We start from the raw sequence: 25,250 nt of genomic DNA, 5'->3' as shown, positions 1-25,250 counted from the left end.
GATTTGCTGCGCGGCGATTGCTATGCAGTAACCAGCTGTGGCCAACACTGAAGGAGATGTTGATGAAGCTCTCGCCTCGCACCGTTAGCGCCGCCGCTGCCGCCGCGCTCTCCCTCGTCTTGGCCATCGGTGGCTGCTCGAGCACCTCGAACACCGGCAAAGCGCCCGGAACCAGCGCCACCACCCCCAGCAACGAGACGGCCACCCTGCTCAAGCAGGCCGCGGACGCGATGACCAAAGTCACCGGGATGCACGTCGCCGTGACGGTGCAGGGCGACGTGCCCAACCTGCGGGTGACCAAACTGGACGGCGACATCTCCAACACCCCGCAAACGGTTGCCACCAGCACCACGACACTGCTGGTCGGCAAATCTCCCCAAGACGCGAAGTTCGTCTACGTCGACGGCCACCTGTACTCCGACCTCGGGCAACCCGGCACCTACACCGACTTCGGCAACGGCGCCTCGATCTACAACGTGTCGGTGTTGCTGGACCCCAACAAGGACCTGGCCAACCTTCTGTCGAAACTGCAGAACGCCGCGGTGGCGGGCACCAAGCAGGTCAAGGGCGTGGCGACCACCACGATTACCGGCGACTCGTCGGCCGACGACGTCGCCACGCTGGCCGGCTCCAAGTTGACCGCCCGAGCGTGACGACGGTGCCCACCACCGTCTGGATCGCCTCGGACGGCTCCTCACACCTGGTGCAGCTGCAGGTCCACCCGACGAACGACACCTCGGTGACGCTGACGATGTCCGACTGGGGCAAGACGGTCACCGCCACCGAGCCCGTATAGGTCCGTCTGGTCAGGGCGTGCGATCCCTGGAAAACGTGGAAACCGCCGGAGCGCCGGCATTCGGAAAGGAATCACCTATGAGGATGATTACTCGTCGCCGGGGGTTCACCATGGCCGCCGCTGCCGCCGCCATCGGCGTCGCGCTGGCCCCCGCGGCCGGCGCCGCCGACCAGTACGGTGCGATTGCCTACTCCAGCAACGGTTCCTGGGGCCGCAGCTGGCCCTACCCGACCCGCCCGGCCGCGGAGGCCACCGCGGTGAAGAACTGTGCCTACCCGGACTGCAAGGTGCTCACCAGCTTCACCGACTGCGGTGCCGTCGCGACCAATGGCAAGGCATTCCAGGGCGGCGTCGGCGCCACCCTGGCCGCCGCGATGAAGGACGCGCTGACCAAGCTCGGCGGCGGCTCCATCGACACGTGGGCGTGCAACTAGTCCCGAACCCGGCGCGAGGTCACTCCAAGAATGCGTAGAGATAACAGATAGGCCACGATCGGAACCTGTTCTCGACCACCCCGCACCACCGCGGGACGAGAAAGGGGACACCGATGAAGACCGCCAAGATCGGTGCGATCGCCAAGACCGCCACCCTCGCCGTCGTCGCCGGTGCCGTCGCCCTGGGCTTGGCCGGACCGGCCGAGGGGGCGGCCGGCACCATGTACGGCGACCCCGTCGCGGCCGCAAAGTACTGGCGCTACCAGAAATACGACGACTGCGTCCTGATGTCGAGCGCCGACGTGATCGGCCAGATCACCGGCAAGGAGCCCTCGGAGCGGGCGATCATCAAGCGGGCGCAGGCCACGCCGAGCGTCGTCCACCCCGGCTCCATCTACACCACGCCGGCCAACACCAAAAACCCGAATTCGGAGATGGGCACCAGCTTTGCCGACATCCCGACCCTGCTGAAGCTGTACAAAATCGACGCCACGATCACCAACAAGGAGCACGCCGCCAAAGACGGCATCCTCGGCGGCATCGAAGGGCTCGAAGAGCAACTGAGCGAGGGCCACAAAATCATCGTCAGCGTCAACGGCGAACTCATCTGGGGACAGCCGGTCGAAAACAAGGACGACAACGGAAACCCCCGGGGCGACCACGCGGTGGTGGTCACCGGTATCGACACGGCCAATAATGTGGTGCACCTCAACGACAGCGGCACCAAGGACGGGCGCGACGAGCAGATCCCGATGGCGCTCTTCATGAAGGCATGGGAGGCCAGCAAGGAGCTGATGGTGTTCACCACCATTTAGCCGGTCACGGATGTGGCGGGCAGCCTCGGCGAAGCACGACGGCTGCCCGCCTGCTGCGGTTTGGATGAAGCGCAACCGGATTCGACCGAGGCGTCGATGACCACGCTGGCGGGGAACACATTTCAGCGGGTGGCAACCGCGCATGGCCGTCACCGAGGCACACCAAGCCACCGGTATTACCGAATTCGGGGCCTTCGTATCACAATGTGAATGGCAGCGCGGAGAACCCGGAAGGTCTGGTTAGCGACGATGGTAGACAAGAGTCTCGAATTCGGCCTGCTCGGGCCGTTGGAGATGACTGTTGGCGGCGGCATGGTGCCGTTGGGCACGCCCAAGCAGCGCGCGGTGCTGGCCATGCTGCTGATGAACCGCAACAGCCCGGTCGGCGTCGAGAGGCTCATCTCCGCCCTGTGGGAAGACGAGCCGCCGTCCGGTGCGCGGACCAGCATCCACTCGTACGTGTCCAATCTGCGCAAGCTGCTCAGCACCGCCGGCATCGACCCGCGCGTGGTGCTGGCCGCGGCGCCGCCGGGCTACCGGCTCGCCGTCGACGAAAACAGTTGCGATCTCGGACGGTTCATCACCGAGAAGACCGCGGGCGTGCACGCGGCCGCGGTCAGCAGGTTCGAGGAAGCCAGCCAGCACTTGTCGACGGCGTTGGCGCAATGGCGGGGACCGGTGCTCGAGGACCTGCGCGACTTTCAGTTCGTCGACACCTTCGCCACCTCGCTCGTGGAGGAAAAAATTCTGGTCCACACCGCGAAGGCGGAGGCCGAAATCGCTTGCGGACGTGGCGCCTCCGTGATCAGCGACCTCGAAACGCTGATCACCGAGCACCCCTATCGCGAGCCGCTGTGGGCCCAATTGATCACGACGTACTACCTGACCGACCGCCAATCCGACGCGCTGGCCGCCTACCGGCGGATAAAGACGACACTGGCCGACGAACTCGGGATCGACCCCGGCCCGACATTGCGTGACCTGAACGAAAAAATCCTGCGCCAGGAACCACTGGACGCCAAGAAGTCGGCGCGGACCACCGCGGTCGGCACCATCACCCTGCTGGATCAGCGCACCAAGGTCCCGGCCGGCAAGCCCGCCGCGTACCTGCACGAAGCGTCGGGCCGCAGCTACCCGCTGCGCGCGACGGAGACCCAGATCGGCCGTCTCAGCGACAACGACATCATCCTGGCCAGCGCCAACGTGAGCCGCCACCACGCCGTCATCGTCGACACCGGCACCTGCTACGTGATCAACGACCTGCGCTCGTCCAACGGTGTACATGTGCAACACCAACGCATCCGGTCGGCGGCCACGCTGAAAGACGGCGACCACGTCCGCATCTGCGACCACGAGTTCACCTTCGAGATCCCCCGGGGCTACAACAGCGAGGCCGCCAACTGAAAGTGACTGCTGCGCAAGGTGTTCCGTAGCATCGGCCAGCATGACCAATCATTGCAAGGCTTTTCGTTCCGGCTGCACCGGCGTCCACACCCGACTCGCCCGCGCCGGGTTCTCCCGATTGTCACTCCTGTGGGTTCGCGAGGGCTTACCGTGATGGTTGCTAGTGGCGGTGCTTACCAGCGACGATCTGCCCATAATTGTTGATATCGTCGGCGGATCCGCGGCCGGTTTGGAGGATCAGCGATGAGCGCGGAGCAGAACTCGCGCGTGGGCACGATGTTCGGGCCCTACCACCTAAAACGGCTGCTGGGCCGGGGTGGGATGGGCGGGGTCTACGAGGCCGAGCACACCGTCAAGGAGTGGACGGTCGCCGTCAAGGTGATGACCGCGGAGTTCAGCAGGGACCCCGTCTTTCGCGAGCGGATGCGGCGCGAGGCGCGCACCGCCGGCCGTTTGCAGGAGCCGCATGTGGTGCCCATCCACGACTACGGCGAAATCGACGGGCAGATGTTCATGGAGATGCACCTGATCGAGAGCATCGATCTGGACGACATGCTCAAACGATTCGGCCCGCTGACCGCCCCCCGCGCGGTCGCGGTCATCACCCAAATCACCTCGGCGCTCGACGCGGCCCACGCCGCGGGGGTCATGCACCGCGACGTCAAGCCGCCCAACATCCTGGTCACCCGATATGACTTCGCCTATCTCGTCGACTTCGGTATCGCCAGCGCCACCAGCGACGAGAAGCTCACCTAGCTCGGCACCGCGGTGGGCACGTGAAAATACATGGCGCCCGAACGGTTTACCAATGGTGAGGTGACCTACCGCGCCGACATCTACGCGTTGGCCTGCGTGCTCTACGAATGCCTGACCGGCACTCCGCCGTATCGCGCGGGGACCGCCGGCGAACTGGTCAGGGCGCATACCTCCGACGCCATCCCGGCACCCAGCGCGGTGCGCTCGGGCATCCCGAAAGCCTTCGACGCGGTGATCGCGCGGGGCATGGCCAAGAAGCCCGAGGACCGTTACGCCAGCGCCGGCGACCTGGCGCTGGCCGCCCACGAGGCGCTGAGCACTCCCGATCACGACCACGCCGCCGACATCCTGCGCCGCAGCCAGGAAGCGACCCTGCCCGGCAAGGACAAGCTCGACCAGCCCCCGACAATCGCGGGCACCGCGGCGGCGCCCCCGGGGCAGCGGCCCAGCACGCCCCCGCCGCCGTACCCGCGACCGAGCCCCACTCCGGTACCCCCGCACCATGCCCCCAGTCCTCGGCCGTGGGCGCCGGAGAGCGGCCTCGTCCGTACCCCGGCACAGCCCGTCGCACCCGCGCCGCATTACCAAGGCGGCAGCTGGGGCGGCCCACCGACAGGCAATCTGCCGCCCGGCCAGCCCGTCGGCCACCCCTGGGGCCTGGCCCAGCCGCCCAAACCCAAGCGCAATCCCTGGCCGACCACCGCCGCGGCCGCGGTGGTGGTCGTGGTCGTGGTCAGCGCGGTGGCGATCTGGCTGATCATCCCCGATCCGAAGCCGCCACCCGAACCGATCGCGGCCACCCGTCTCAGCTCGCTGCTGCTGAGCGCCTCGGACATCAACACCATCATGGGCGCGACGAACATCCAGCCCGGCAAGCCCATCACGTCGATGGGCACTTCCACGATGGAGGTGTCGGTCCCGGCCTGCCAGGGAGCGCTGTACACGACGCAGGACGCGGCGTACGCCGGAAGCGGCTACACCGGCATCAACGGACTGGTGTCCGCCGAGCCGGGCGACAACAACGACCACTGGGTCAACCAGGCGGTGGTGGCATTTCCGACCGCCGACAAGGCCAAAGCGTTCCTGCAGAGCTCGCTGGACAAGTGGAAGACCTGCGTCGGCCAGACGGTGACCGTGACCAACTCGTCGGGCAAGACCTATCGGTGGACTTTCACGCCCATCCAAGGCAATTGACCGAAGATATCGGTGCTGCAGATCCAGGAAGGCGCCGACGGGTGGCGGTGCGAGCACGCGATGAGCGTGGCGAACAACGTGATCGTCGACGTCAACGCGTGCGGATACCACATCAGCGATCAGTCCAGCCAGATCGCCGACAAGGTCAACAACGTCTAGTTGCCCCAATATCCAAGCGGCACTGCGATATTGGCTTAGCTCGGTAAGTCCGGCCCCTGCGCGCGCAGATCGTCGACCGCCGACATCGCGTCGCGCAGCTTGGCCAGCCATTCCTCGGTGTGTTCACCGACCAGCTTGACCGACCACGCCAGGGCATCGGCCCGCGACCTCGCGACACCGGCGTCGACCAACGTGTCGAGGACCTGGCGTTCCGGTTGCTTCAGGCGTGTCATCACCGGAACGGCGATGTGCGTGAACAGGATTCGCTCGCCGTTGATCTCCACGCCCCAAGAAACCTTGCGCCCGTAGCGATCCTGCGCTTCGTCGGCAATGCGCATCCGCTCGGAACGGGTCTCCTCGCGAAACCGCGAGGCCCGGCCCTCGGCGCGCGCCTCACTCTCTTCTGCTCCGTGCGCCAGCTTGCCGATGACGGTGATCTCTTCGCGGTCGACGACGACGGTCGGGTCGCCGTCGAACCAGGCCTCGGGCAGGCGTCCGGCGAACCATTCCGCCGCGCCGGTGGCATCGGGCTGCTGGGCTTGCTGACAGCCGCCGGGGCGGCCGTACCGCCGCTGACTGTGCGATTTCATAATTACATGAGTACATCGTTACACCTGTAATGGATAAGGGTTCGTTCTTGACGCCCTTGAGCCGGCGCGCGCCGGCGAACGACGCGGAGAACGCCCCGGATTCGCCGACCGCCTCCCACACCGTATCGGAGACCAGCACGGTGCCGGGGCGGGCCACGCCGGTGACCCGGCTCGCGACGTTGACCGGGCTGCCGAACCAGTCGCCGGCCCGGCTCACCGCCATTCCGCCGACACCCCCGCCCGCAACCGCGGAAAGTCGTTGTCGGTGTCGACGGTCTCGACGAGCTTCAGCACGACATCGAGTAGCGGTGCGGGCTCGGGGCAGACGAACATCACCGCGTCCCCGATCGTCTTGATGAATCGGACCGGCGGGGCCGGCACGTCGCAGGCCAGGCCCGCCAGCCTGCCGGCCAGGTGACTAAGCTCCTCGGGCGACACCGCCTCGCCCAGCCGGGTGAAGCCGACGAGGTCGGCGAACGCGACGCTGACCTGTCGCGCACCGGGCAACGGCCGGCCCGCGGCCCGCTCGGCGGCGTTGACCGCCTCGGGCTCCATCATGTGACGCAACTGCATGAACAACATCTGCTCGATCATCGGGCCGAGCTGCGGGCCGATCTGACTCACCAGCGCCTGCGACGCCTTGGCGATCTCCAGCTCGCTGGCCCCGGGGCGCATGATCGCCGCCAGCGCGGCATAACGCATGATCTCGGCGGTGTGGGATAGGCCTTCGCGCGAGCACCCGCACGACGAGCACCACCTGATCGGGGTTGAGCCCCATGTCCACGAAGCGCTGGGCGTAGGCGGCCGCCACCCCGTCGGCGCGCATGTGGATCGCCGCGTCCGAGTCGTCCACCCTGGCCAGCCCGATCGCCCGCTGCACGCGCTGTAGCAGCGTCAGGTCGATGTGGTGCTGCTCGCTGATCTCCCACGCCGACACGTAGGTGCCGTCGTCGCCGATGATGCGGCGACTGGCCAGCAGCAGCGGCGGATTGGTGGCACGAATCTCGGCGGGGGTGATGCCCTGTTCCAGCAGCCAGGCCACCAGCTCGGCGCGTTCGGTGCGCACGGCGCCCTCGAGCCCGTCGAGCAGATCGTCGATGCCGACTGTGCCGTTCGGGGAGTCGTCCACGTGGTCAACGTACAACGCCGACGGGCGATGACGGGAGGCGATGACGAATCCCGTCTGGCCGCGCTGCGAAGCCATCACGTGGCACCGTGGGACGTGCTGCGCAGCTGCCCGCCGGGCCGGCAGCGTAGACTCGGCGATCGATCCGAAAAGCTTGGTGGTCAACGACTTTGGGGCGGCCTGGCGAGTGCTGTGCCAGTAGACCCGGTCATGACACCGGCGGTCGGCGGTGCGCCCACGGTCGCGCCGCTTCGATCTGCGCGGACAGCGACAACAGCGTCGCCTCGTCGAACGGCCGGCCGACCAGCTGCACCGACAACGGCAGGCCGTCACCGTCGAAGTCCCACGGCACCACCGCGGCCGGCTGGCCGGTCGCGTTCCAGGGCGCGAAGTACGGAACCTGCTGGGCGACCAGCAGCAGCGTCGAGATCGCGCCGCGGCGACGGTAGGCACCGATGCGCGACGGGCCGTCGGCCGTGCCCGGCGTGAGCACGACGTCGACATCGTCGAAGATCGACTGGATCTTGGCGTTCATCCGCTGCTCGGCGGCACGCACCGCCGCCATCCGGCGGTCGGAGAAGAACGAGCCCATCCGCGCCAAGGTGCGGGTGCGGGCTTCCAGCCGTTCCGGATGCGCCTGTGCGTCCGCGGCGTCGCTGATGCCGCGCAGATAACGCGGCAGGAAGTTCGCATACAGCGAGTCCACCGGATACTCGGGGTCGGCGGTGATCACCTCATGTCCCAGATCGCGCAGCAGCGCACCGGCCTGCTCCACGGCCACCAGCTTTTCGCGCCCGACCCGCTGCGGAAGCGTTGGGATCTTGGTGCTCAACGCGATTCGCAGTTTTCCCGGATCACGCGACGCGGCGGCGACGAATTCGCCCTCGGGCCCCGGGACCGTCGAGGTGGCGTCGAGAAACAGGGCCGCGTCGTGGACCGTTCGCGCTATCGGGCCGTTGACGGACAGGCCGTACCAGGCGTCGTCGTGCGGTTCCAACGAGACGCGGTCGCGTTGCGGCTTCAACCCGAACAGGCCACACCACGACGACGGAACCCGAATCGAGCCGCCGCCGTCGGATCCCAGCGCCATCGGGGCCAGCCCGGCGGCGACCGCTGCCCCGCTGCCGCCGCTGCTGCCGCCCGGGCTGCGGCCGAGGTTCCACGGGTTGCGCGTCGCGCCGAAGGTCAGCGACTCGGTGAACGGAAAGATCATCAGCTCAGGCACATTGGTCTTGCCGATGATGATCGCGCCGGCCGCGCGCAAGCGGCGGACCACTTCGGCGTCGGCGGTCACCGGCGGGCCGTGGCCGCCGCTGCCGCACGCCGTCACCTCACCGGCGACGTCGACATCGTCCTTGATCGCGATCGGCACACCCAGCAGCGGCAGCCGCTCGCCGGCATCGAGGAGTTCCTGGGCGGCGTGGGCGTCCTCGCGGGCGCTGTCGGCCAGCACCACGCGGTAGCAGCGCAGGTCGGTGTCCAGGCGTGCGATCCGGTCCAGGTAGACCTCGAGCAGGTCGACCGCGCTGATTTCACCGTCGGCCAGCATCCGCGCCAGTGCGCCCGCACCGGCGAAGGCGAGTTCGCGAGCGTCCACTGCGGCAGCGTAACTCCCGGGTGGGGGCAGCCAGTACCGTGGCGACATGTCCTGCGTGTTCTGTGCGATCGTCGCCGGGGAGGCTCCGGCCATCCGGATCTACGAAGACGACGACTACCTGGCGATCCTCGACATCCGCCCCTTCACGCGCGGGCACACCCTGGTGATCCCCAAACGGCACAGCGTCGATCTGACCAACACCCCGCCGCAGACGCTGGCCGAGATGATCACCCTCGGCCAGCGGATCGCGCGCGCCGCCAGGGCCACGGAGCTGGCCGACGCGACGAACATCGCGATCAACGACGGCAGCGCCGCGTTCCAGACGGTGTTCCACATTCACCTGCACGTACTGCCCCGTTGCAACGGCGACAAGCTCTCGGTGGCCAAGGAGATGTTGCTGCGCCGGGACCCGGACCGCGAAGCCACCGGTCAGATCCTGCGCGACGCGCTGGCACGCATCGACGCCAATCAGTAGAACTGAGGTCATGAGCAACCTCACCACGCTGGAGCGGCTCTTTCTGGCCCCGCTGCTGCGCGTTCACGACACGCTGTACCGGAAGACCGACGGGCGGATCGGTCACCACATCCCCGGTATGCCGGACAGCCTGCTGTTGCACACGATCGGCGCCAAGACCGGTCAGCAGCGGTCCTCCACGTTGACCTACGCCAAGGACGGTGACTCGTACCTGGTCGTCGCGTCCTACGGCGGTAGTGACAGCGCCCCCGGCTGGTACCACAACCTGCGTAAGCGTCCGGAGTGCGAGATCAACGTCGGCTCCAAGCGGTTCCCGGTGACCGCGCGCATCATCGGGCCCGATGACCCCGACTATGCGCGGCTCTGGCCGATCGTGAACAAGAACAACGCCAACCGGTACGAGGGGTATCAGAAGCGGACGTCGCGGCCGATCCCGATCGTCGCGTTGACGCCTACCAAGTAGCAATAACCTGCACAAAAGCGCCAGTTAACCCGACCGAAACGTTTATTCTGCCGTAGCAGTGGTGAAGCGCATCCATGCGTTCACCTCCGGGGGGACAGATCGGCTGACGCGGCAATGAAGCGCTGGACGGGGATTCCGTGGCAGCGATTCGGCCTGTCCGAGCGCATCGCATGGTTCGTCGTCGGGGGATACGGCTTCGCCGGGGTGCTGATCGTCATCGCGGACGTCCGCGACTGGGAGGGCATCTACGCGACGCGTCCGGTCGACGAAATCGCGTTGGCGATCAGTCTGTTGTTCGGTGCGGGATGCTGCCTGCGCGCGGCGCGCTTCGCCGAGGGGCGGCGCCGAGTCGGCTGGCTGGCCATGGTCATCGCCCACCTGGGGTGGGCGATCGGGGAGCTCATCTGGGCGTTCTACGACGTGCGCTCACAGCTGGACCATGCCGCGCACCCAGCCGCGGCCGAGATCGTGCTGCTGTTATGGCCGTTCGGCGCCATGACGTCGTTGGTGGCGTTGTCCAACGTCTCTCGGCACAGTTCACGGCGGCTGGTGCTGGACGGACTGATTTTGTTCACCTCGCTGCTCGTCGTCTCGTGGGTGTTCGTGCTGGAAAAGCAGCTGCGCGACACCACCGGCTCACGGACGGCGACGGTCGCGCAGGTGGTCAACGACGGCATCCTGCTGTGCACGGCGATCCTGATGCTGTCGCGCGGCCGCCCCGGCGAGCGACCGAGCCGCAGCCTGGTCGCCGCCGGCATCGCGGTGATCAGCATCGCCGACATCACGATGGTGTTCGACACCGGGATAGGCAGCTATCACGTCAGCGATCTGGGCGACCTGGGCCGGGCGGCCGGGTTGTGCATGATCGCGCTCGGCGCGTTGGCCAGCGTCGACGAATCCACCTGCGTCTCCGCGGCGCGCAGCGAGGTGTTGTCGCGCACCTTGCTGTGGTTGCCGTACCTGCCGCTGGCGCTGGCCGCGGTCGTCGGATTCGGCGCGGTAGTCCGCGCGCAGCACGGAGTGTTGACCGCCCTGCTCGGCATCCTGGTGGGCGCGGTGCTGGTTCGGCAATTCATCGCGCTCACCGAAAATCAGGACCTGCTGTCCGCGGTCGCGCAAGAAGCGTTCCGGGACAGTCTGACCGGGCTGGCGAATCGTCCGCATTTCCTGCACCGCCTCGAAGACGCCGTCGCCGCGCGAAACGAAGACAGCCCACCGATTGCGGTGCTGTGCCTCGACCTGGACAACTTCAAAGCGGTCAACGACGGTTTGGGCCACCCGGCCGGGGACGAGCTGCTGATCCGGGTCGCCGGGCGACTCACCGCCGCCCTGCACGACAACGGCCTGATCGCTCGGCTTGGCGGTGACGAGTTCGCGGTGTTGCTCGAGGGTTCGATCGAAGAGGCCCAGGCCGCCGCCCAGGATGTGCTCGAGGCGTTCAGCGCCCCGATCGTGATCGACGGCGTGCCCGTCGCGGTCCGGCCGAGCATCGGCTTCACGGTGGCCACGGCCGCATCGACGTGCACCGTCGACCAGCTGCTGCGGCACGCCGACCTGGCCATGTATACCGCCAAACGCGAAGGCGGCCAATGCGTCCGCAGCTTCGTGCCGGATATTCCGTTCTCCTATACCTTCCCGCGGTCGACGGAGTCGGCGTTGTCGGCGGTCTCGGCCTTGCCGGCCAAGCTGGCGGATTGGGCGCCGGTTTCGGCGGCCGCCTCGAGCGCCTCCACCTCACCTCGCGTCACCCGCGTGGAGCCGAAAGTACCTGACACGGTGGAGGATTCGCCAGGCAGCTCGGACTGGGCATCGACGCCGATCCGGATTGCCATGGGAGTATTGGCAATTGGTGTGATCACGTTCACCGCGACGAGTGTCGCCGGCCTCAACGCCCGGGACAGCTTCTTCGCCAATTTTTTGTACGCGGCATTGAACCTGTTGGCAGCCGGACTGATTGCCATGCGCGCCTACCGGGTGGCGACCGATCGGTCGGCCTGGTGGCTGATCGCGCTCGGAATGGCATGCTCGGCGGTCGGTGACGTCGTCTACCTGTTGCGGGTGCCCGACGGCCAGTCCCCCTCCGCGGCCGACCCGGCGTACCTCGCGTTCTATCCCCTCGTCTATCTCGGCCTGCTGCTGGTATGGGCACGCCTGGGGGCCGTACCGATTCCGATCCGGCTCGATCCGCTGGTCTGCGGTCTGGCCGTGGCCGCGCTGGGTGTGGCGCTGTACGCCGGGCCGCTGCACGCCGCGGCGACCCGGGCGCCGCACACCGTCTTGGTCGGGCTGTTGTATCCGTGGGGCGATCTGGTGCTGGTGGCGCTGGCCGCCGCCATGCTGGCAATCGTCGGTTGGCACAACGAATTCCGCTGGATCTTGCTGGTGGCCGGTCTGGCCGCATTTGCGCTCGCGGACACCGTCTATCTCTTCGAGACCGCCGGGGCCGCATATCGCGCCGGCACCACGCTGGACGCCGTCTGGCCGGCGGCGTCGTTGCTGGTAGCGATGGCCGGCTGGGTGCCCACGTCCTCGGTGGTGCCCGCACTCAAGCGTGGATTCGGCTCCTACGCCGTGCCGGTGGCCGGCACAGCCATCACGCTGGGAGTGGCAATTTTCGACGAAAGCTCCCGTCTTGCAACGGGTTTGGCGGCACTGAGTCTGGTGACCACGGCCGTGCGGTTTTCGCTGACGCTGCGCGACGTCAGCCTGATGGCCGAAAGCTACAAGCACGCCATGACCGACGAGTTGACGACGTTGCCCAACCGCCGGTCGTTGGCCACCGCGTTCACGGCGTTGTCCGACTCCCCGCCGACAGAGATCGACCCGGCACTCAAGACACCGTCGCGCAAGGCGTTGCTGTTGGTGAAGCTCTACGAGATCGACGAGATCAGCGACGCACTTGGTCGCCGGTTCGGCGACCAAGTGTTGCGCCACATCGCGGATCGACTCGCCAACAGCGTGCGTCACGAGGATCTGCTGGCGCGGGTCAGCGACGACGAATTCGCGATCCTGCTGACCGAGGGATCCGACCTGACCGGCGCCCGCGCGCAAGCCGGCCGGCTACTCGAATCCCTGGGCGAGCCGTTCGCCCTGGATCCGGTCACCGTGCGCGTCGACGCGCGCATCGCGATCGCGCTGTGCCCCGACCACTGTGAGCATCCCCAAGAGCTGCTCAGTCGCGCCGAGGCGGCGATGCCGCACGCCAAGTCCGCGCCGGGCAAGATCGCGGTGTACGACTCGGCGTTCGAGGTGTACCGCGAAACCGACCCCAACCTGATCGAGGAATTGCGCACCGCGCTGTTCGAAGGTGACGAACCGACCTTGTATTACCAGCCCAAGGTCGACTCCACCGACGGCAGCGTGCACAGCGTCGAGGCACTGCTGCGGTGGAACCATCCCACTCGCGGACTACTGCTGCCCGAGAAATTCCTGCCCGCCGCCGAACGTGCCGGGCTGATGCGCAAGATCGCCGACCGCACACTCAAACTCGCTCTCACCCAGATCCAGTACTGGCGCGAAAAGGGCATCACCTCGTCGGTGTCGGTGAACCTGGCGACGACCAACCTGCTCGACCTGGAGCTGGTCGGCTCGATCGAAAGGCTGCTGTGGGCCCGCGGTTTGCCCGCGGACGCACTGATCATCGAGATCACCGAAAGCGCCCTGGTCGACTCGGTGCGGTCGCACAACACCATGGCCGAGCTGCAGCGCCTGGGCGTCCGCATCTCACTGGACGACTACGGCACCGGCTGGTCGTCGCTGGCGCGCCTGCAGGACGTCTCGGTCGACAAGTTGAAGCTCGACAGGATCTTCGTGGCGCGGCTGGCGCAAGACGCCCGATCGGTCGCGATCGTGCGGTCCACGGTGGCGCTGGCCGACAGCCTGGGCGCGGACCGGGTGGCCGAGGGAGTAGAAGACCAGGTCACGTTGAACGCGCTGCAACGATTCGGCTGCACGATCACTCAGGGGTTCGTGCACACCCCGCCGTTGTCGCCGGCCGAGCTCGAGGAGTGGATCAGCCACCAAGTGCCGCAACGCAAGTCGACCCGGCGCGAGCAGGCCGGCGTCGCCGACTAGAACAATTCCTTGGCCAGCAGCTCCAGGGTTGCCACCCGTCCGGGCGCGGTGGCGGGGTCGGTGCCGCGCCGGGCCGACGCGACCGGGTTCACCATCACCTCGTCGACCGCGAACTGCTCGGCCAGCGTTCGCAGTTGCTCGGCAGCTTCGGCCGGGGTACCGAGGACGGCACGCCGCAACCCGCTGTCGACGATGTGTTGCTGCGCCGGGGTCAGCTCCGCCACTTCGGCCTCCTCCACCAGCAGGACCGGGCCCAGCGGCTGCCCGGTCCGCAGCCGCGCCATCATCTGCAGGTTCGGCAGCATCAATGCCGTTGCCTCATCGTGTGTTTCGGCCACTGCGGCGTTCACCGTCAAGAACGTCACGGGCTCTGGGGTCAAGGCGCTGGGCTGGAACCGGGTGCGGTAGATCTGCAGCGCCTCTTCGGTTCCCTTGCCGGAGAAGTGATGTGCGAACACATACGGCAGCCCCTTGGCCGCCGCCAGATGCGCCGAATACATCGACGAGCCCAGTAGCCACAGCCGCGGCTCGCCGGCCGCCGCGGGAGTCGCCTTGAGCCGGTAGTCGCCCGAGCGCAGCGGAACCAGCACACCGCGCGCACTCATCAGCGCCGCCACGTCGTCGAGGTATTCGGGGAAGTTCTCGATGTCGCGATCGTCACGGCCACCGCGCAACGCGTACGACGTCACCGGGTCGGAGCCGGGCGCGCGGCCGATACCCAGGTCGATGCGGCCCGGAGCGGCGGCTTCCAGCAGCGCGAACTGCTCGGCGACAGCCAGCGGCGCATGGTTGGGCAGCATGACCCCACCGGATCCCAGTCGCACGCGCGACGTCTGCGCGGCCAGGTAGGCCAGCAGCACCGGCGGGCTGGTGGCGCCCACCGACGGCATGTTGTGGTGTTCGGCCACCCAGTAGCGGGTGAACCCCAGCCGGTCGGCGGTCTGCGCCAGCGCCACGGTGGCCGCCAGCGCGTCCCCGGTCGACTGGTCGGTGCGTACCGGGACGAGATCGAGGACGGATAGACGCACGATGGGCTCAACGCATTCGGTGCGGTGTTCGTTCCCGTCAGTAATTGCTGAGCGAAATCGAATTCACGACCGCCTCGAACTGCTCCTGCGATATCGGGGCACCGCCGGGAATGTTGTCGGTGGCCAGGAACTGGGTGCGTTCGGTGTAGCCGTGAAAACGCTTGAAGTAGTTGGTAAACGCGACCCCATGGTCGACCCAGTCGCCTTCGGTGGCGCGCTTGAGCTCGCCGGCCAGGATGTAGGCGCCCAGCAGCGCGACGCTGGTTCCCTGACCCGACAACGGCGAGCAGCAGTATGCGGCGTCGCCCACCAGCGCCAACCGGCCGATCGACCAGTGATCCATCACGATCTGCGCCATCTCGTCGAAGTAGAAATCCGGCGCCTCGCGCATCAACTTCAGCAGTTGCGGGCGGACCCAGCCGTCGTCGGACATCCGCTGCTCGTTCTCGGCGAACTGGGCCTCGACATCGCGGTAGTCAGGCGCAGTTCGGTGTCCATGAAGCCCAGCATGGCGCGCGCCTCGGCGTTGTTGCGGGCGCTGTAGATCCCGGCCATGGTGGTGTCCCCGTAATGCCACATCTGCCAGAAGTCCAAATCCAGGAAATTGGGCACGGTGAAGATCGCCGCATGCGTCCCCAACCGCTTGATGAAGCGCTCCTCGGGCTCGAAAACCAGCCGGCACACATTGGAATGCAAACCGTCAGCCCCGATCACCAGGTCGAAGCTTCGCGCGGGTTCGCGCTCGAAGGTCACGTCGACGCCGGTGCCGCGGTTGTCCATCGCGGTGATGTTGTCGTCGAAGAGGTACTCGGTCGCGGGCTGGGTTGCCTGGTAGAGCAACTCGACCAAGTCGTCGCGCAGCAGCTCGATGTCCGGATTGTCGATCGGGCCGCCGGTCGGCGTCGATTCGGTGTCGCGCGACAGCTCGTTGCCGTCACAGTCGACGACCGAAGAGCCCCGAATGCCCGTCTTGCGGTCCGCGGCGGCCTGCAGCAGACCCATGCGGTCGAGCACCGTCAGCGCCGGGCCGCGCACGTCGATCGCCTGCCCACCCGGGCGCAGCCCGGGGTGCCGCTCCACGACGGTCACCGAATAGCCATGCTGCCCAAGCCAATACGCCAACGTTGTACCGGCGACACTGGCCCCGGAAATCAGTACCTTAGTCATGGAAAGTCAATTGATCCCTGCCAGCTTCTTGGCTTCGATGAAGATGTCGTCAAGCATTGCCGGAGTCAGCCTACCGGTGAACATGTTTTGCTGGCTGGGGTGGTAGCAGCCCAGCAAACGCACTCCCGATCCCAACTCGGCGACGGCGCCGTGGCCGAACCGCGGCTTGGGGGTCCCGGTGACGCCCGGCAGCCGCAGCGCGATCTGCCAGCCGAACCCGCCCAGGGCCACCACCGTGCGGACGTGCTCGGACACCAACCGCCATTCGGCTTCCAGCCAGGGCCAACAGGTGTCCCGCTCGTCCGGGGTCGGGGCGTTGGCCGGCGGCGCGCATCGCACGGGTGCGGAGATCCGAATCTGCTTGGTCTGCAACCCGTCTGCGGCATCCACACTGATGGGCTGGTTGACCAGTCCGGCCCGGTACAGGGCGGCGTAGAGCTGATCCCCGGACCGGTCCCCGGTGAACATCCGGCCGGTCCGGTTGGCGCCGTGGGCCGCCGGCGCCAACCCGACGATGAAGATTCGCGGCCGTTGCGATCCCCAGCCCGGCACCGGCCGGCCCCAATAGGGCTGGCCGGCAAACGCGCGCCGTTTGGCCACCGCGACGTCCTCGCGCCAGGCGACCAGCCGCGGGCATGCTCGACAGACGCTGATCACGGCGTCCAACTCCGGTATCGAGCCGGTCGCAGCGGCCAGCGCACGGACTCCCGCCGCGTCGGCTGCCTTGGGTGTGAGCGGGGTGGCCGGATCGCCGGGCCATCCGGTGCCGGGCGCGACCGGCGAATCGAATGCCGATCCGGTATTCGGATGAACAAGCACGTGAACATCCTGCATTCAGCCGGCGGTCGCCACGAAATTCGGTGGCTGCCGCGATCGCTTTGCGGTTAGATTTTCCCGGCGATATCTATGACGAATTCCAGCCGCGGTCCGGCGCTTCTGATCCTGTTCGCCACGCTGGTGGCGACCGCGGGTACCGGCATTTCGCTGGTTGCCTTCCCGTGGCTGGCGTTGCAGCATCGCGGCAGCGCCGGCGACGCGTCGATCGTGGCCGCGGCGATGACGGTGCCCCTGGTGCTGTCCACCCTGGTCGCCGGCACCGCGGTCGACATTTTCGGGCGCCGCCGCATTTCGCTGGTCTCCGATTCACTGTCCGGCTCGGCGGTCGCGGCGGTCCCGGTGCTCGCCTGGCTTTTCGGCGCGAGCACGATCGACGCCACCGCGCTGGCCGCATTGGGGTTCTGCTCCGCCGCTTTCGACCCGGCCGGTACCACGGCCCGCCAGTCGATGCTGCCGGAGGCCGCCGCCCGGGCCGGCTGGTCGCTGGACCGCACCAACAGCGTCTACGAAGCGATTCTCAACCTGGCTTACATCGTCGGCCCGGGCATCGGCGGTTTGATGATCGCCACGGTCGGCGGCGTCAACACGATGTGGATCACGGCGAGCTGTTTCGCGTTGTCGTTGTTGGCAATTGGGGCGCTGCGGCTGGAGGGCATCGGCAAGCCGCACCACGCCACCCGACCCGACGGGCTGGTGTCCGGGGTCGCCGAGGGACTGCGATTCGTCTGGAACCTGCGGGTGCTGCGCACGCTGGCCCTGGTGGACCTGGTCGTCACCGCGCTGTATCTGCCGATGGAAAGCGTGCTGTTTCCCAAGTACTTCAGCGATCGTCACGAACCCGAGCAGCTGGGCACGGCGCTGATGGCGCTGGGGGTCGGCGGTGTGGCCGGCGCGCTGGGCTACGCAGTGCTGTCGCAATACGTGCGGCGGCGCACGGCCGTGCTCACCGCGACACTGACCTTCGGCGCCGCGTCGGTCGGCATCGCGTTCTTGCCGCCGCTACCGGTGATCCTGGCGTTGTGCGGTCTGACCGGCCTGGTCTACGGGCCGATCCAGCCGATCTACAACTACGTGATGCAGACCCGGGCTCCGCAGCATCTGCGCGGCCGGGTGGTCGGGGTGATGACGGGGCTGACCTTCGCTGCGGGCCCGTTGGGCTTGCTGGTGGCCGGTCCGCTGGCCGACGCCGCCGGGCTGCGGGTCACCTTCCTGACGTTGGCTGTGCCGATCGTCGCCGTCGGCCTGGTCGCCTGTGCGCTGCCGTCGCTGCGCGAACTCGATCGCGCGCCGAAGTTTGCCGGGGATTCAGCGCCGTAAAATCGCCCCGTGAGCGCCGCAGTCAACGCAGACATGCTGGCCGGCCTGATCGCCGACCTGCCGGACGGGATGGTTGTCACCGACCCGACCATCACCGACGGCTATCGCCACGACCGGGCCTTCGACCCGTCCGCCGGCACGCCGATGGCCGTGGTCCGGGCGCGCTGCACCGAAGACGTCCAGGCCGTGCTGCGCTGGGCCACCGCCCACCGAGTACCGGTGGTGCCCCGGGGCGCCGGCACCGGATTGTCGGGCGGGGCGACGGCGCTGGCCAACGGGATCGTGTTGTCGACGGAGAAGATGCGCGACATCACCGTCGACCCGGTCACCCGGACGGCGGTATGCCAGCCTGGGCTGCTCAACGCCGAGGTGAAAAAGGCCGTCGCCAAACACGGCCTGTGGTATCCGCCGGACCCGTCGTCGTACGAGATCTGCAGCATCGGCGGCAATATTGCCACCAACGCCGGGGGCCTGTGCTGCGTGAAGTACGGCGTCACCACCGATTACGTGCTGGGCATGCAGGTGGTGCTGGCCGACGGCACCGCGGTGCGGCTGGGCGGGCCACGCCTGAAGGACGTCGCGGGCCTGTCGCTGACCAAGCTGTTCGTCGGCAGTGAAGGCACGTTGGGCGTCGTCACGGAAGTGACGCTGCGGCTGCTGCCCGCGCAGAACACCTCGGCCGTGGTGGTGGCCACCTTCGCCTCGGTCGAAGCGGCGGTCGACGCGGTGCTCGGGGTCGCCACCCGACTGCGCCCGGCGATGCTGGAGTTCATGGATTCGGCGGCGATCAACGCCGTCGAGGACATCTTGCGCATGGATCTGGATCGCGGGGCGGCCGCGATGCTGGTGGCCGGCTCCGACGAGCGCGGCCGCGCTAGTGGCGAGGACGCCGAGCTGATGGCGGCGATATTTGCCGAGAACAATGCAACGGACGTTTTCACCACCGACGACCCGGTCGAGGGCGAGGCCTTCGTCTCCGCGCGACGCTTCTGTATCCCGGCCGTCGAGGCCAAGGGGTCGCTGCTGCTCGAAGACTTCGGGGTGCCGCTTCCCGCGCTGGGCAAGCTGGTCACCGGCATTGCCCGCATCGCCGCGCAGCGCGACCTGATGATCTCGGTGATCGCCCACGCCGGCGACGGCAACACCCACCCGCTGATCGTGTACGACCCCGCCGACGCCGCGATGGCCGAGCGCGCTCAGCTGGCGTTCGGCGAAATCATGGATCTGGCCATCGGTTTGGGCGGCACGATGACCGGTGAGCACGGGGTGGGCCGGCTCAAGCGGCCCTGGCTGGACGACTACCTCGGGCCCGAGGTGATGGCGCTCAATCAGCGCATCAAGCAGGCGCTCGACCCGCTGGGCATCCTCAACCCCGGCGCGGCGATCTAGTTCTTACGGCGGCTCTACGCCTGACGCGCAGGCGGCCGGGGCGTTGAATGTGCGCCCAGGGCTTCCGTGCGTGCCTGGGGCGTCCGTGTGCGCCTGGGGCGGCGACACGCCGGGCGAGGGCACCCAGGACGCACACCCGAAGCCGCCAACGCACACTAAGCCGAGGCATTGACATCCCGCAACAATTGTCGTACGAATGAGACATGACTGCGGTTATGTCTCACAACGCGCCCGTCATGTTCGAGTTGGCCAACGCCGACACGTGGCCATGCCCGTGGCCGATGTACCGGGCGCTGCGCGACCACGACCCGGTGCACCACGTCGTTCCCGCCAAACACCCCGAGCACGACTACTACGTGCTGTTCCGGCACACCGATGTGTGGTCGGCGGCCCGCGATCACGAGACGTTCTCCTCGGCGCAGGGCCTGACGGTCAACTATGACGACCTGAAATTGATTGGGCTACGGGATAATCCGCCGTTCGTCATGCAGGACCCACCGGTGCACACGGAGTTTCGCAAGCCGGTGTCGCGCGGGTTCACGCCACGACAGGTCGAGGCCATCGAGCCCAAGGTTCGCCAGTTCGTCACCGAGCGCATCGAGGGGTTGCGGTCGAACGGCGGCGGCGACATCGTCACCGAGTTGTTCAAGCCGCTGCCGTCGATGGTGGTCGCGCATTATCTCGGTGTGCCCGAAGAGGATTGGGTCCAGTTCGACGGCTGGACGCAGGCCATCGTCGCGGCCAACACCGCCGACGGCGGCGTCGCGGGTGCGCTGGAAACCGCCGGTGACGCGGTCGGCTCGATGATGGCCTACTTCACCGCCCTGATCGAACGCCGGCGCACATCGCGGCGACACCATCTCCCACCTGGTCGCCGCCGGAGTGGGAGCCGACGGCGACATCTCGGGCACGCTGTCGATTCTGGCGTTCACCTTCACGATGGTCACCGGCGGCAACGACACCGTGACCGGCATGCTGGGCGGCTCGATGCCGCTGCTGCACCAGTGGCCCGATCAGCGAGAGTTGTTGGTGCGCAAGCCCGGGCTGATCGGCGACGCGGTTGAGGAGCTGTTGCGGCTGACCTCGCCGGTACAGGGCCTGGCGCGGACGACCACGCGCGACGCGACGATCGGCGACACCACGATCCCGGCCGGCCGTCGAGTGCTGCTGCTGTACGGGTCGGCCAACCGCGACGAACGTCAATACGGACCGGACGTTGGCGAACTCGACGTCACCCGCTACCCGCGCAACATCCTGACATTCAGCCACGGCGCACACCACTGCCTGGGGGCGGCGGCGGCCAGGATGCAATCCCGGGTCGCGCTGACCGAACTGCTGGCCCGCTGCCCCGATTTCGACGTCGACGAGAATTCGATCGTCTGGGCCGGCGGTAGCTACGTGCGGCGCCCGGTGTCGGTGCCGATCACGGTGAAGTCCTGATGGCCGGTAACGATTGGCTAGCCTCCAGCCGCAGCGAAGCAGCCGTGGACCGCATCCTCGACGCGGCCGAGCAACTCTACACCCAGCGCGACTCGGATTCGATCGGCATGAACGAAATCGCCAGGGCCGCAGGCTGTTCCCGCGCCACGCTGTATCGGTACTTCGACAACCGCGAAGCGTTGCGCACCGCGTACATCCACCGTGAGACACACCGGCTGGGTCGCGACATCATCGCGCGCACCGGCGGCATCGAGGATCCCGGCGAGAAGCTGGTGGTGAGCATCCTCGTCACGCTGGGGATGGTTCGCGAGAGCCCCGCGCTGTCGTCGTGGTTCGCCACCACCCGCCCCCCGGTCGGTGGGGAGTTGGCAGGGCAGTCCGACGTGATCACGGCGTTGGCGTCGGCGTTTTTGCAATCACTGGGGCCCGACGATCCCGCCGCCATCGAACGGCGGGCGCGCTGGACGGTGCGGGTGATCGTCTCGCTGCTGACGCATCCGGGCCGCGACGAAAACGAGGAGCGGGCGACGATCGAGGAATTCGTCGTCCCGGTCGTCGCCCCGGCAAGCGCCCGCCGCTGACCGAAAGTCACTCAGTTGCGCACCCGGGTGAACCGGTGCAGCAGCCAGGCCGGCGGGATCGTCACCGCCAGCGTCGCGACGAACAGGTACAGCATCGGACCGGTGTAGACGTGGGCGCGCACGATGTAGACCATCGCGAATTCCATGGTCACCAAATGGATCAGGAAGATTTCATAGGAGATCTCGCCCAGCCACACCATCGGTCGGCTGGCCAGCAGTTGCCAGTACCAGCCGTGGCCCTGTAGGGTCAGCGGCGCCACCGCCAGGGTGGCGATCACGGCATAGAACACCGTCTTGACGACCGCCTCCGGGGTCGTCGCCGGCGATGTCGTGGGAGCGCCGCCGATCGGGGTGGACACGATGAAATAGCAGATGACCGCCAACGGTATGGCCGCGAACGCATAGCAGCGCACGCCCATCGCCTGCAGCACCGCCAGCAGCATGCCGCCGAGAAACCAGGCCAGGTAGGTCGGCAGCCACAGCCGGGCGCCGTCGGCGAACCAATGATCGGTGTGCACCAACACCACCCAGGCCGGGCTGATCAACGACAGCCCCAACAAGGTGCCCACCAGTAGTCGCGGCTGCCAGCGCCGACGGCAGATGACCACCAACAGCAGGTAGGCCAGAAACGGCAGCACCACGTAGAAGGACACCTCGACGGCGAGGCTCCACATCTGGGTCAGCCCCTGATGCAGATACTTGCCGAGGTAGCCGTCGGTGTAGATCTGCGTCAACGTGAGATTGCGAGTCAACCCGATCCAGGAGTGTCCGGGGTTCGGTCCGGCGTTGCGGAAGTGGTAGAGCACATAGGCGAACAGCACGGTGATGACATAGGCCGGCATGATGCGCCGAACCCGGTGCCACGCATAGCGACTCACCGAGGGCGGCGGTCTGCCGTCGACGGCCGTCTTGATCCAGGGACCGAACAGCAAGAAGCCGGACAGCACGAAGAAGATCGGTACCCCGATCTCCATCCGGGCACCGGCCAGGCCCCAATAGCCGTGCGTGTACTTGCCGGTGGTGTAGGCGGCGTGGGTGCCGACGACCAGGATCGCGGCGACCGCGCGGATTCCGGTCAGGGAAGCGACCCGGTCGACGCGCGAGACCTGCTCGAGTCCGCCCTGGGCGTCCCGTTCGTCGGACAGCGTCATCCAGCGTCTTTTCTACGCGGCTTGGGCCCACCGCGCCGGGGCTTGTCCGCGGACTTGCCGGACGCGCGATCCGGCTTGAGGTCGATCAGTACACCCGAGATACTGGTCTTTTCAAGCTTTTTCAGCGTCGACGGCGACAGCTTTGCCGGCAACTCCACCAACGAGAAATCCGGCCCGATGGCGATGTGCCCGAAATCGCTGCGGTGCAGGCCGCCCTCGTTGGCGATGGCGCCGACGATCGCGCCCGGCCCGATCTTGTGACGCTTGCCGCCGGCGATCCGGTAGGTCTGGAACGACCGTATGCCCCTTGGCTTTTCGGGCCGCTCCCGGCGCTCGTTGTCCCGCTCGCGGCGTCGCGGCGGCGGTTCGGGCGACATCAAAAACTCTTCGCCGTCGCGGGACTGCAGCGCCAGCGCCGCGGCGATGTCGGCCATCGGCACGTCGTGCTCGCGCTCGTAGTCCTCGACCAGCCTGCGAAACAGCTCGAGGCCCGGGCTGCCCAGTGCGCCAGTGATGGAGTCGGCGAACTTCGCCACCCGCTGGGCGTTGACGTCTTCGACGGTGGGAAGTTCGGCCTCGGTCAAACTCTGCCGCGTCGCCTTCTCAATCGCCTTGAGCAGGTGGCGTTCCCGCGGCGAGACGAACAACAGTGCGGCGCCCAAACGCCCGGCCCGGCCGGTGCGCCCGATGCGATGGACGTACGACTCGGTGTCGTGCGGGATGTCGTAGTTGAGCACGTGCGAGATGCGTTCGACGTCGAGGCCCCGGGCCGCGACGTCGGTGGCCACCAGGATGTCGATGCTGCCGTCCTTCAGCGCGGCCACGGTCCGCTCGCGCTGGGCCTGCGCGATGTCGCCGTTGATGGCGGCCGCGGAAAAGCGCCGGGCGCGCAGCTTTTCGGCCACCTCTTCGATCGCCTGCTTGGTGCGCACGAAGACGATCGTCGCCTCGAACGGCTCGACTTCCAAGATCCGGGTCAGCGCGTCCATCTTGCGCGGCCCGGCTACTTGAATGTAGCGCTGCGAAATGTTCTCGGCGGTAGCCGTTTTCGCCTTCGAGGTGACTTCGAACGGGTCGTGCAGATACTTGGTGGTGATCTTGCGGATCGCCGGTGGCATGGTCGCCGAGAAGAGGGCCACCTGCTTGTACTCGGGCGTCTCGCTCAGAATGCGGTCGACTTCGTCGGCGAAACCCATGGTGAGCATCTCGTCGGCCTCGTCGAGCACCAGGTAGTCCACCCGGGACAGATCCAGCGTCCCGCGTTCGAGGTGGTCGATGACCCGGCCCGGCGTGCCGTCCACCACCTGTGCGCCGCGGCGCAGCCCGGCCAACTGCACGCCGTAGGACGCCCCGCCGTAGATCGGCAGCACGTTGAGCTGCGGTAGATGGGCACCGTATCGGCTGAACGCCTCGGCCACCTGCAGCGCCAGTTCGCGGGTGGGCGCCAAGACAAGGGCCTGAATGGCTTTGTTGCCGACGTCGATCTTGGACAGGATCGGGGTGGCGAACGCCGCCGTCTTACCGGTGCCGGTCTGCGCCAGACCCACCACGTCCGAACCCGCCATCAGCGCCGGAATCGTCGCGGCCTGGATTCCCGTCGGCGACTCGTAGCCCACATCGGCGAGGGCCCGCACGACGTCGGGATGAATCTGCAGGTCGGCAAACGAAGTAGCGGCCGCGCTCGGCGAGCCGTCGGGGACTGTCATCGTCTGAGAAGTTTAGTGGTGACCGGCAGCGCAGCGCAGCTGGGCGCGTGGGGGCACCGCCGGTCTGGGCAGTGGCACGGCATGCCTGCCACACCGGCGCCCGCGATGCCGGTACGGTGGCGCGGTGTGGGGTGCCTACCATGCCGTGTCGAGACACTGACCGTCGGCGTCCTGGCCGCCGCGACGTTGGCCGGCTGCGGTTCGGGAGATTCGACGGTCGCCAAGACGCCGCAAGCCACCACGGCGACCGCGTCGATCACCGCCCCGGCCACCCCGAAGCCGACCGAAACCGCGTCGCCGGGTTCCAGCCCGCCGGCCGACCCGTGCGCGGTCAATCTGGCCTCGCCGACGATCGCGAAAGTGGTCTCCGAGCTACCCCGCGATCCGCGCAGCCAACAGGCGTGGAACCCGGAGCCGTTGGCCGGTAACTACAACCAGTGCGCCCAGCTGTCCGCGGTGATCATCAAGGCCAACACCAACGCGATCAATCCGACGACCCGCGCCGTGCTGTTCCATCTCGGGCAGTTCATCCCGCAGGGCGTGCCGGACACCTACGGGTTCAACGGCATCGACGCGGCCCAAACCACCGGCGATACGGTCGCGTTGACCTATCCCAGCGGGATCAACGGCCTGAACACCAACGTCCGATTCCATTGGAACGGCAACACCGTCGAGCTGATCGGCAACGGCCCCGGGCACTGACCCGGCGCGCGGTCGCGGCACCGCATCGCTGTCGGTCGCCTCACCTACA

The 25,250-nt window shown here is 67.5% G+C and carries 16 protein-coding genes and 5 pseudogenes; 13 read left to right on the top strand and 8 right to left on the bottom strand.

Going from position 1 to position 25,250, the window contains the following annotated elements:
- Positions 1–62 precede the first annotated feature (62 nt).
- The 5 genes and pseudogenes from T428_RS25385 (at position 63) to T428_RS25380 (ending at position 5,558) form a co-directional block, all read left to right on the top strand.
- Positions 63–796 (top strand): annotated as a pseudogene (locus T428_RS25385) (LppX_LprAFG lipoprotein).
- Positions 797–879: 83 nt separating this feature from the next.
- On the top strand, positions 880–1,230 hold the full coding sequence (locus T428_RS0103430; RefSeq protein WP_156942848.1) for a DUF4189 domain-containing protein: 351 nt from the start codon (positions 880–882) through the stop codon (positions 1,228–1,230).
- A 113-nt stretch (positions 1,231–1,343) separates the two neighbouring features.
- On the top strand, positions 1,344–2,045 hold the full coding sequence (locus T428_RS0103425; RefSeq protein ID WP_025735365.1) for a C39 family peptidase: 702 nt from the start codon (positions 1,344–1,346) through the stop codon (positions 2,043–2,045).
- 249 nt (positions 2,046–2,294) lie between these two features.
- Positions 2,295–3,449, top strand: coding sequence for a BTAD domain-containing putative transcriptional regulator (locus T428_RS0103420; RefSeq protein WP_025735364.1), 1,155 nt, complete (start codon positions 2,295–2,297; stop codon positions 3,447–3,449).
- Positions 3,450–3,692: 243 nt separating this feature from the next.
- A pseudogene (locus T428_RS25380) lies at positions 3,693–5,558 on the top strand (serine/threonine-protein kinase PknH/PknJ).
- A gap of 35 nt (positions 5,559–5,593) precedes the next feature.
- Here the strand turns inward: T428_RS25380 and T428_RS0103410 are convergent.
- From T428_RS0103410 to T428_RS0103400, 3 genes and pseudogenes are all read right to left on the bottom strand, one after another.
- Positions 5,594–6,148 (bottom strand): hypothetical protein, encoded by a 555-nt coding sequence (locus tag T428_RS0103410; RefSeq protein WP_025735363.1) that lies wholly within the window; start codon positions 6,146–6,148, stop codon positions 5,594–5,596.
- Positions 6,149–6,188: 40 nt separating this feature from the next.
- Positions 6,189–7,352: pseudogene (locus tag T428_RS25375) on the bottom strand (adenylate cyclase regulatory domain-containing protein); the annotation flags it as partial.
- A 130-nt stretch (positions 7,353–7,482) separates the two neighbouring features.
- Positions 7,483–8,871 carry an amidase gene (locus T428_RS0103400; protein ID WP_025735362.1) on the bottom strand — a complete coding sequence of 463 codons (1,389 nt, stop codon included), beginning with the start codon at positions 8,869–8,871 and terminating at the stop codon, positions 7,483–7,485.
- 46 nt (positions 8,872–8,917) lie between these two features.
- Between T428_RS0103400 and T428_RS0103395 the strand changes: the two genes are divergently transcribed.
- From T428_RS0103395 to T428_RS0103385, 3 genes are all read left to right on the top strand, one after another.
- Positions 8,918–9,346, top strand: coding sequence for an HIT family protein (locus tag T428_RS0103395; RefSeq protein ID WP_025735361.1), 429 nt, complete (start codon positions 8,918–8,920; stop codon positions 9,344–9,346).
- 10 nt (positions 9,347–9,356) lie between these two features.
- Positions 9,357–9,809 (top strand): nitroreductase family deazaflavin-dependent oxidoreductase, encoded by a 453-nt coding sequence (locus tag T428_RS0103390; RefSeq protein WP_025735360.1) that lies wholly within the window; start codon positions 9,357–9,359, stop codon positions 9,807–9,809.
- Positions 9,810–9,923: 114 nt separating this feature from the next.
- Entirely contained in the window at positions 9,924–13,883 is a 3,960-nt protein-coding gene (locus T428_RS0103385; protein WP_025735359.1) for a bifunctional diguanylate cyclase/phosphodiesterase, read from the top strand.
- Here T428_RS0103385 and T428_RS0103380 read toward each other — a convergent pair.
- From T428_RS0103380 to T428_RS0103370, 3 genes and pseudogenes are all read right to left on the bottom strand, one after another.
- On the bottom strand, positions 13,880–14,911 hold the full coding sequence (locus T428_RS0103380) for an LLM class flavin-dependent oxidoreductase (RefSeq protein ID WP_025735358.1): 1,032 nt from the start codon (positions 14,909–14,911) through the stop codon (positions 13,880–13,882). The two genes, T428_RS0103385 and T428_RS0103380, sit on opposite strands and share 4 nt — an antisense overlap.
- 37 nt (positions 14,912–14,948) lie before the next feature.
- Positions 14,949–16,078, bottom strand: a pseudogene (locus T428_RS25370) (FAD-binding protein).
- Positions 16,079–16,084: 6 nt separating this feature from the next.
- Positions 16,085–16,912 (bottom strand): uracil-DNA glycosylase, encoded by an 828-nt coding sequence (locus T428_RS0103370; RefSeq protein WP_025735357.1) that lies wholly within the window; start codon positions 16,910–16,912, stop codon positions 16,085–16,087.
- 72 nt (positions 16,913–16,984) lie between these two features.
- On the opposite strand from T428_RS0103370, the gene tap reads away from it, so the two are divergent.
- From tap to T428_RS0103350, 4 genes and pseudogenes are all read left to right on the top strand, one after another.
- A complete protein-coding gene (gene tap / locus T428_RS0103365; protein ID WP_025735356.1) occupies positions 16,985–18,232 on the top strand; it encodes a multidrug efflux MFS transporter Tap in 1,248 nt (415 codons plus the stop codon).
- 33 nt (positions 18,233–18,265) lie between these two features.
- A complete protein-coding gene (locus T428_RS0103360; RefSeq protein WP_025735355.1) occupies positions 18,266–19,621 on the top strand; it encodes an FAD-binding oxidoreductase in 1,356 nt (451 codons plus the stop codon).
- A 203-nt stretch (positions 19,622–19,824) separates the two neighbouring features.
- Positions 19,825–21,061, top strand: a pseudogene (locus tag T428_RS25365) (cytochrome P450).
- Positions 21,061–21,642 (top strand): TetR/AcrR family transcriptional regulator, encoded by a 582-nt coding sequence (locus tag T428_RS0103350; protein WP_025735354.1) that lies wholly within the window; start codon positions 21,061–21,063, stop codon positions 21,640–21,642. Before T428_RS25365 ends, T428_RS0103350 begins: the two are co-directional and overlap by 1 nt.
- A gap of 11 nt (positions 21,643–21,653) precedes the next feature.
- Here the strand turns inward: T428_RS0103350 and T428_RS0103345 are convergent, their stop codons facing one another.
- Both T428_RS0103345 and T428_RS0103340 read right to left on the bottom strand, forming a co-directional pair.
- Positions 21,654–22,793 carry an acyltransferase family protein gene (locus tag T428_RS0103345; RefSeq protein ID WP_025735353.1) on the bottom strand — a complete coding sequence of 380 codons (1,140 nt, stop codon included), beginning with the start codon at positions 22,791–22,793 and terminating at the stop codon, positions 21,654–21,656.
- Positions 22,790–24,499 (bottom strand): DEAD/DEAH box helicase, encoded by a 1,710-nt coding sequence (locus T428_RS0103340; protein ID WP_025735352.1) that lies wholly within the window; start codon positions 24,497–24,499, stop codon positions 22,790–22,792. Before T428_RS0103340 ends, T428_RS0103345 begins: the two co-directional genes overlap by 4 nt.
- A gap of 105 nt (positions 24,500–24,604) precedes the next feature.
- Here T428_RS0103340 and T428_RS0103335 point away from each other — a divergent pair, with 105 nt between their 5' ends.
- Positions 24,605–25,201: an LppP/LprE family lipoprotein gene (locus T428_RS0103335; RefSeq protein ID WP_025735351.1), complete on the top strand. Its 597-nt coding sequence runs from the start codon at positions 24,605–24,607 to the stop codon at positions 25,199–25,201.
- Positions 25,202–25,250 lie beyond the last annotated feature (49 nt).

It is taken from the genome of Mycobacterium genavense ATCC 51234, from assembly GCF_000526915.1.
Taxonomy (GTDB): domain Bacteria; phylum Actinomycetota; class Actinomycetes; order Mycobacteriales; family Mycobacteriaceae; genus Mycobacterium; species Mycobacterium genavense.
Note: the sequence above shows the minus strand (reverse complement) of the source record. Positions and strands in the feature narration are given on the sequence as shown.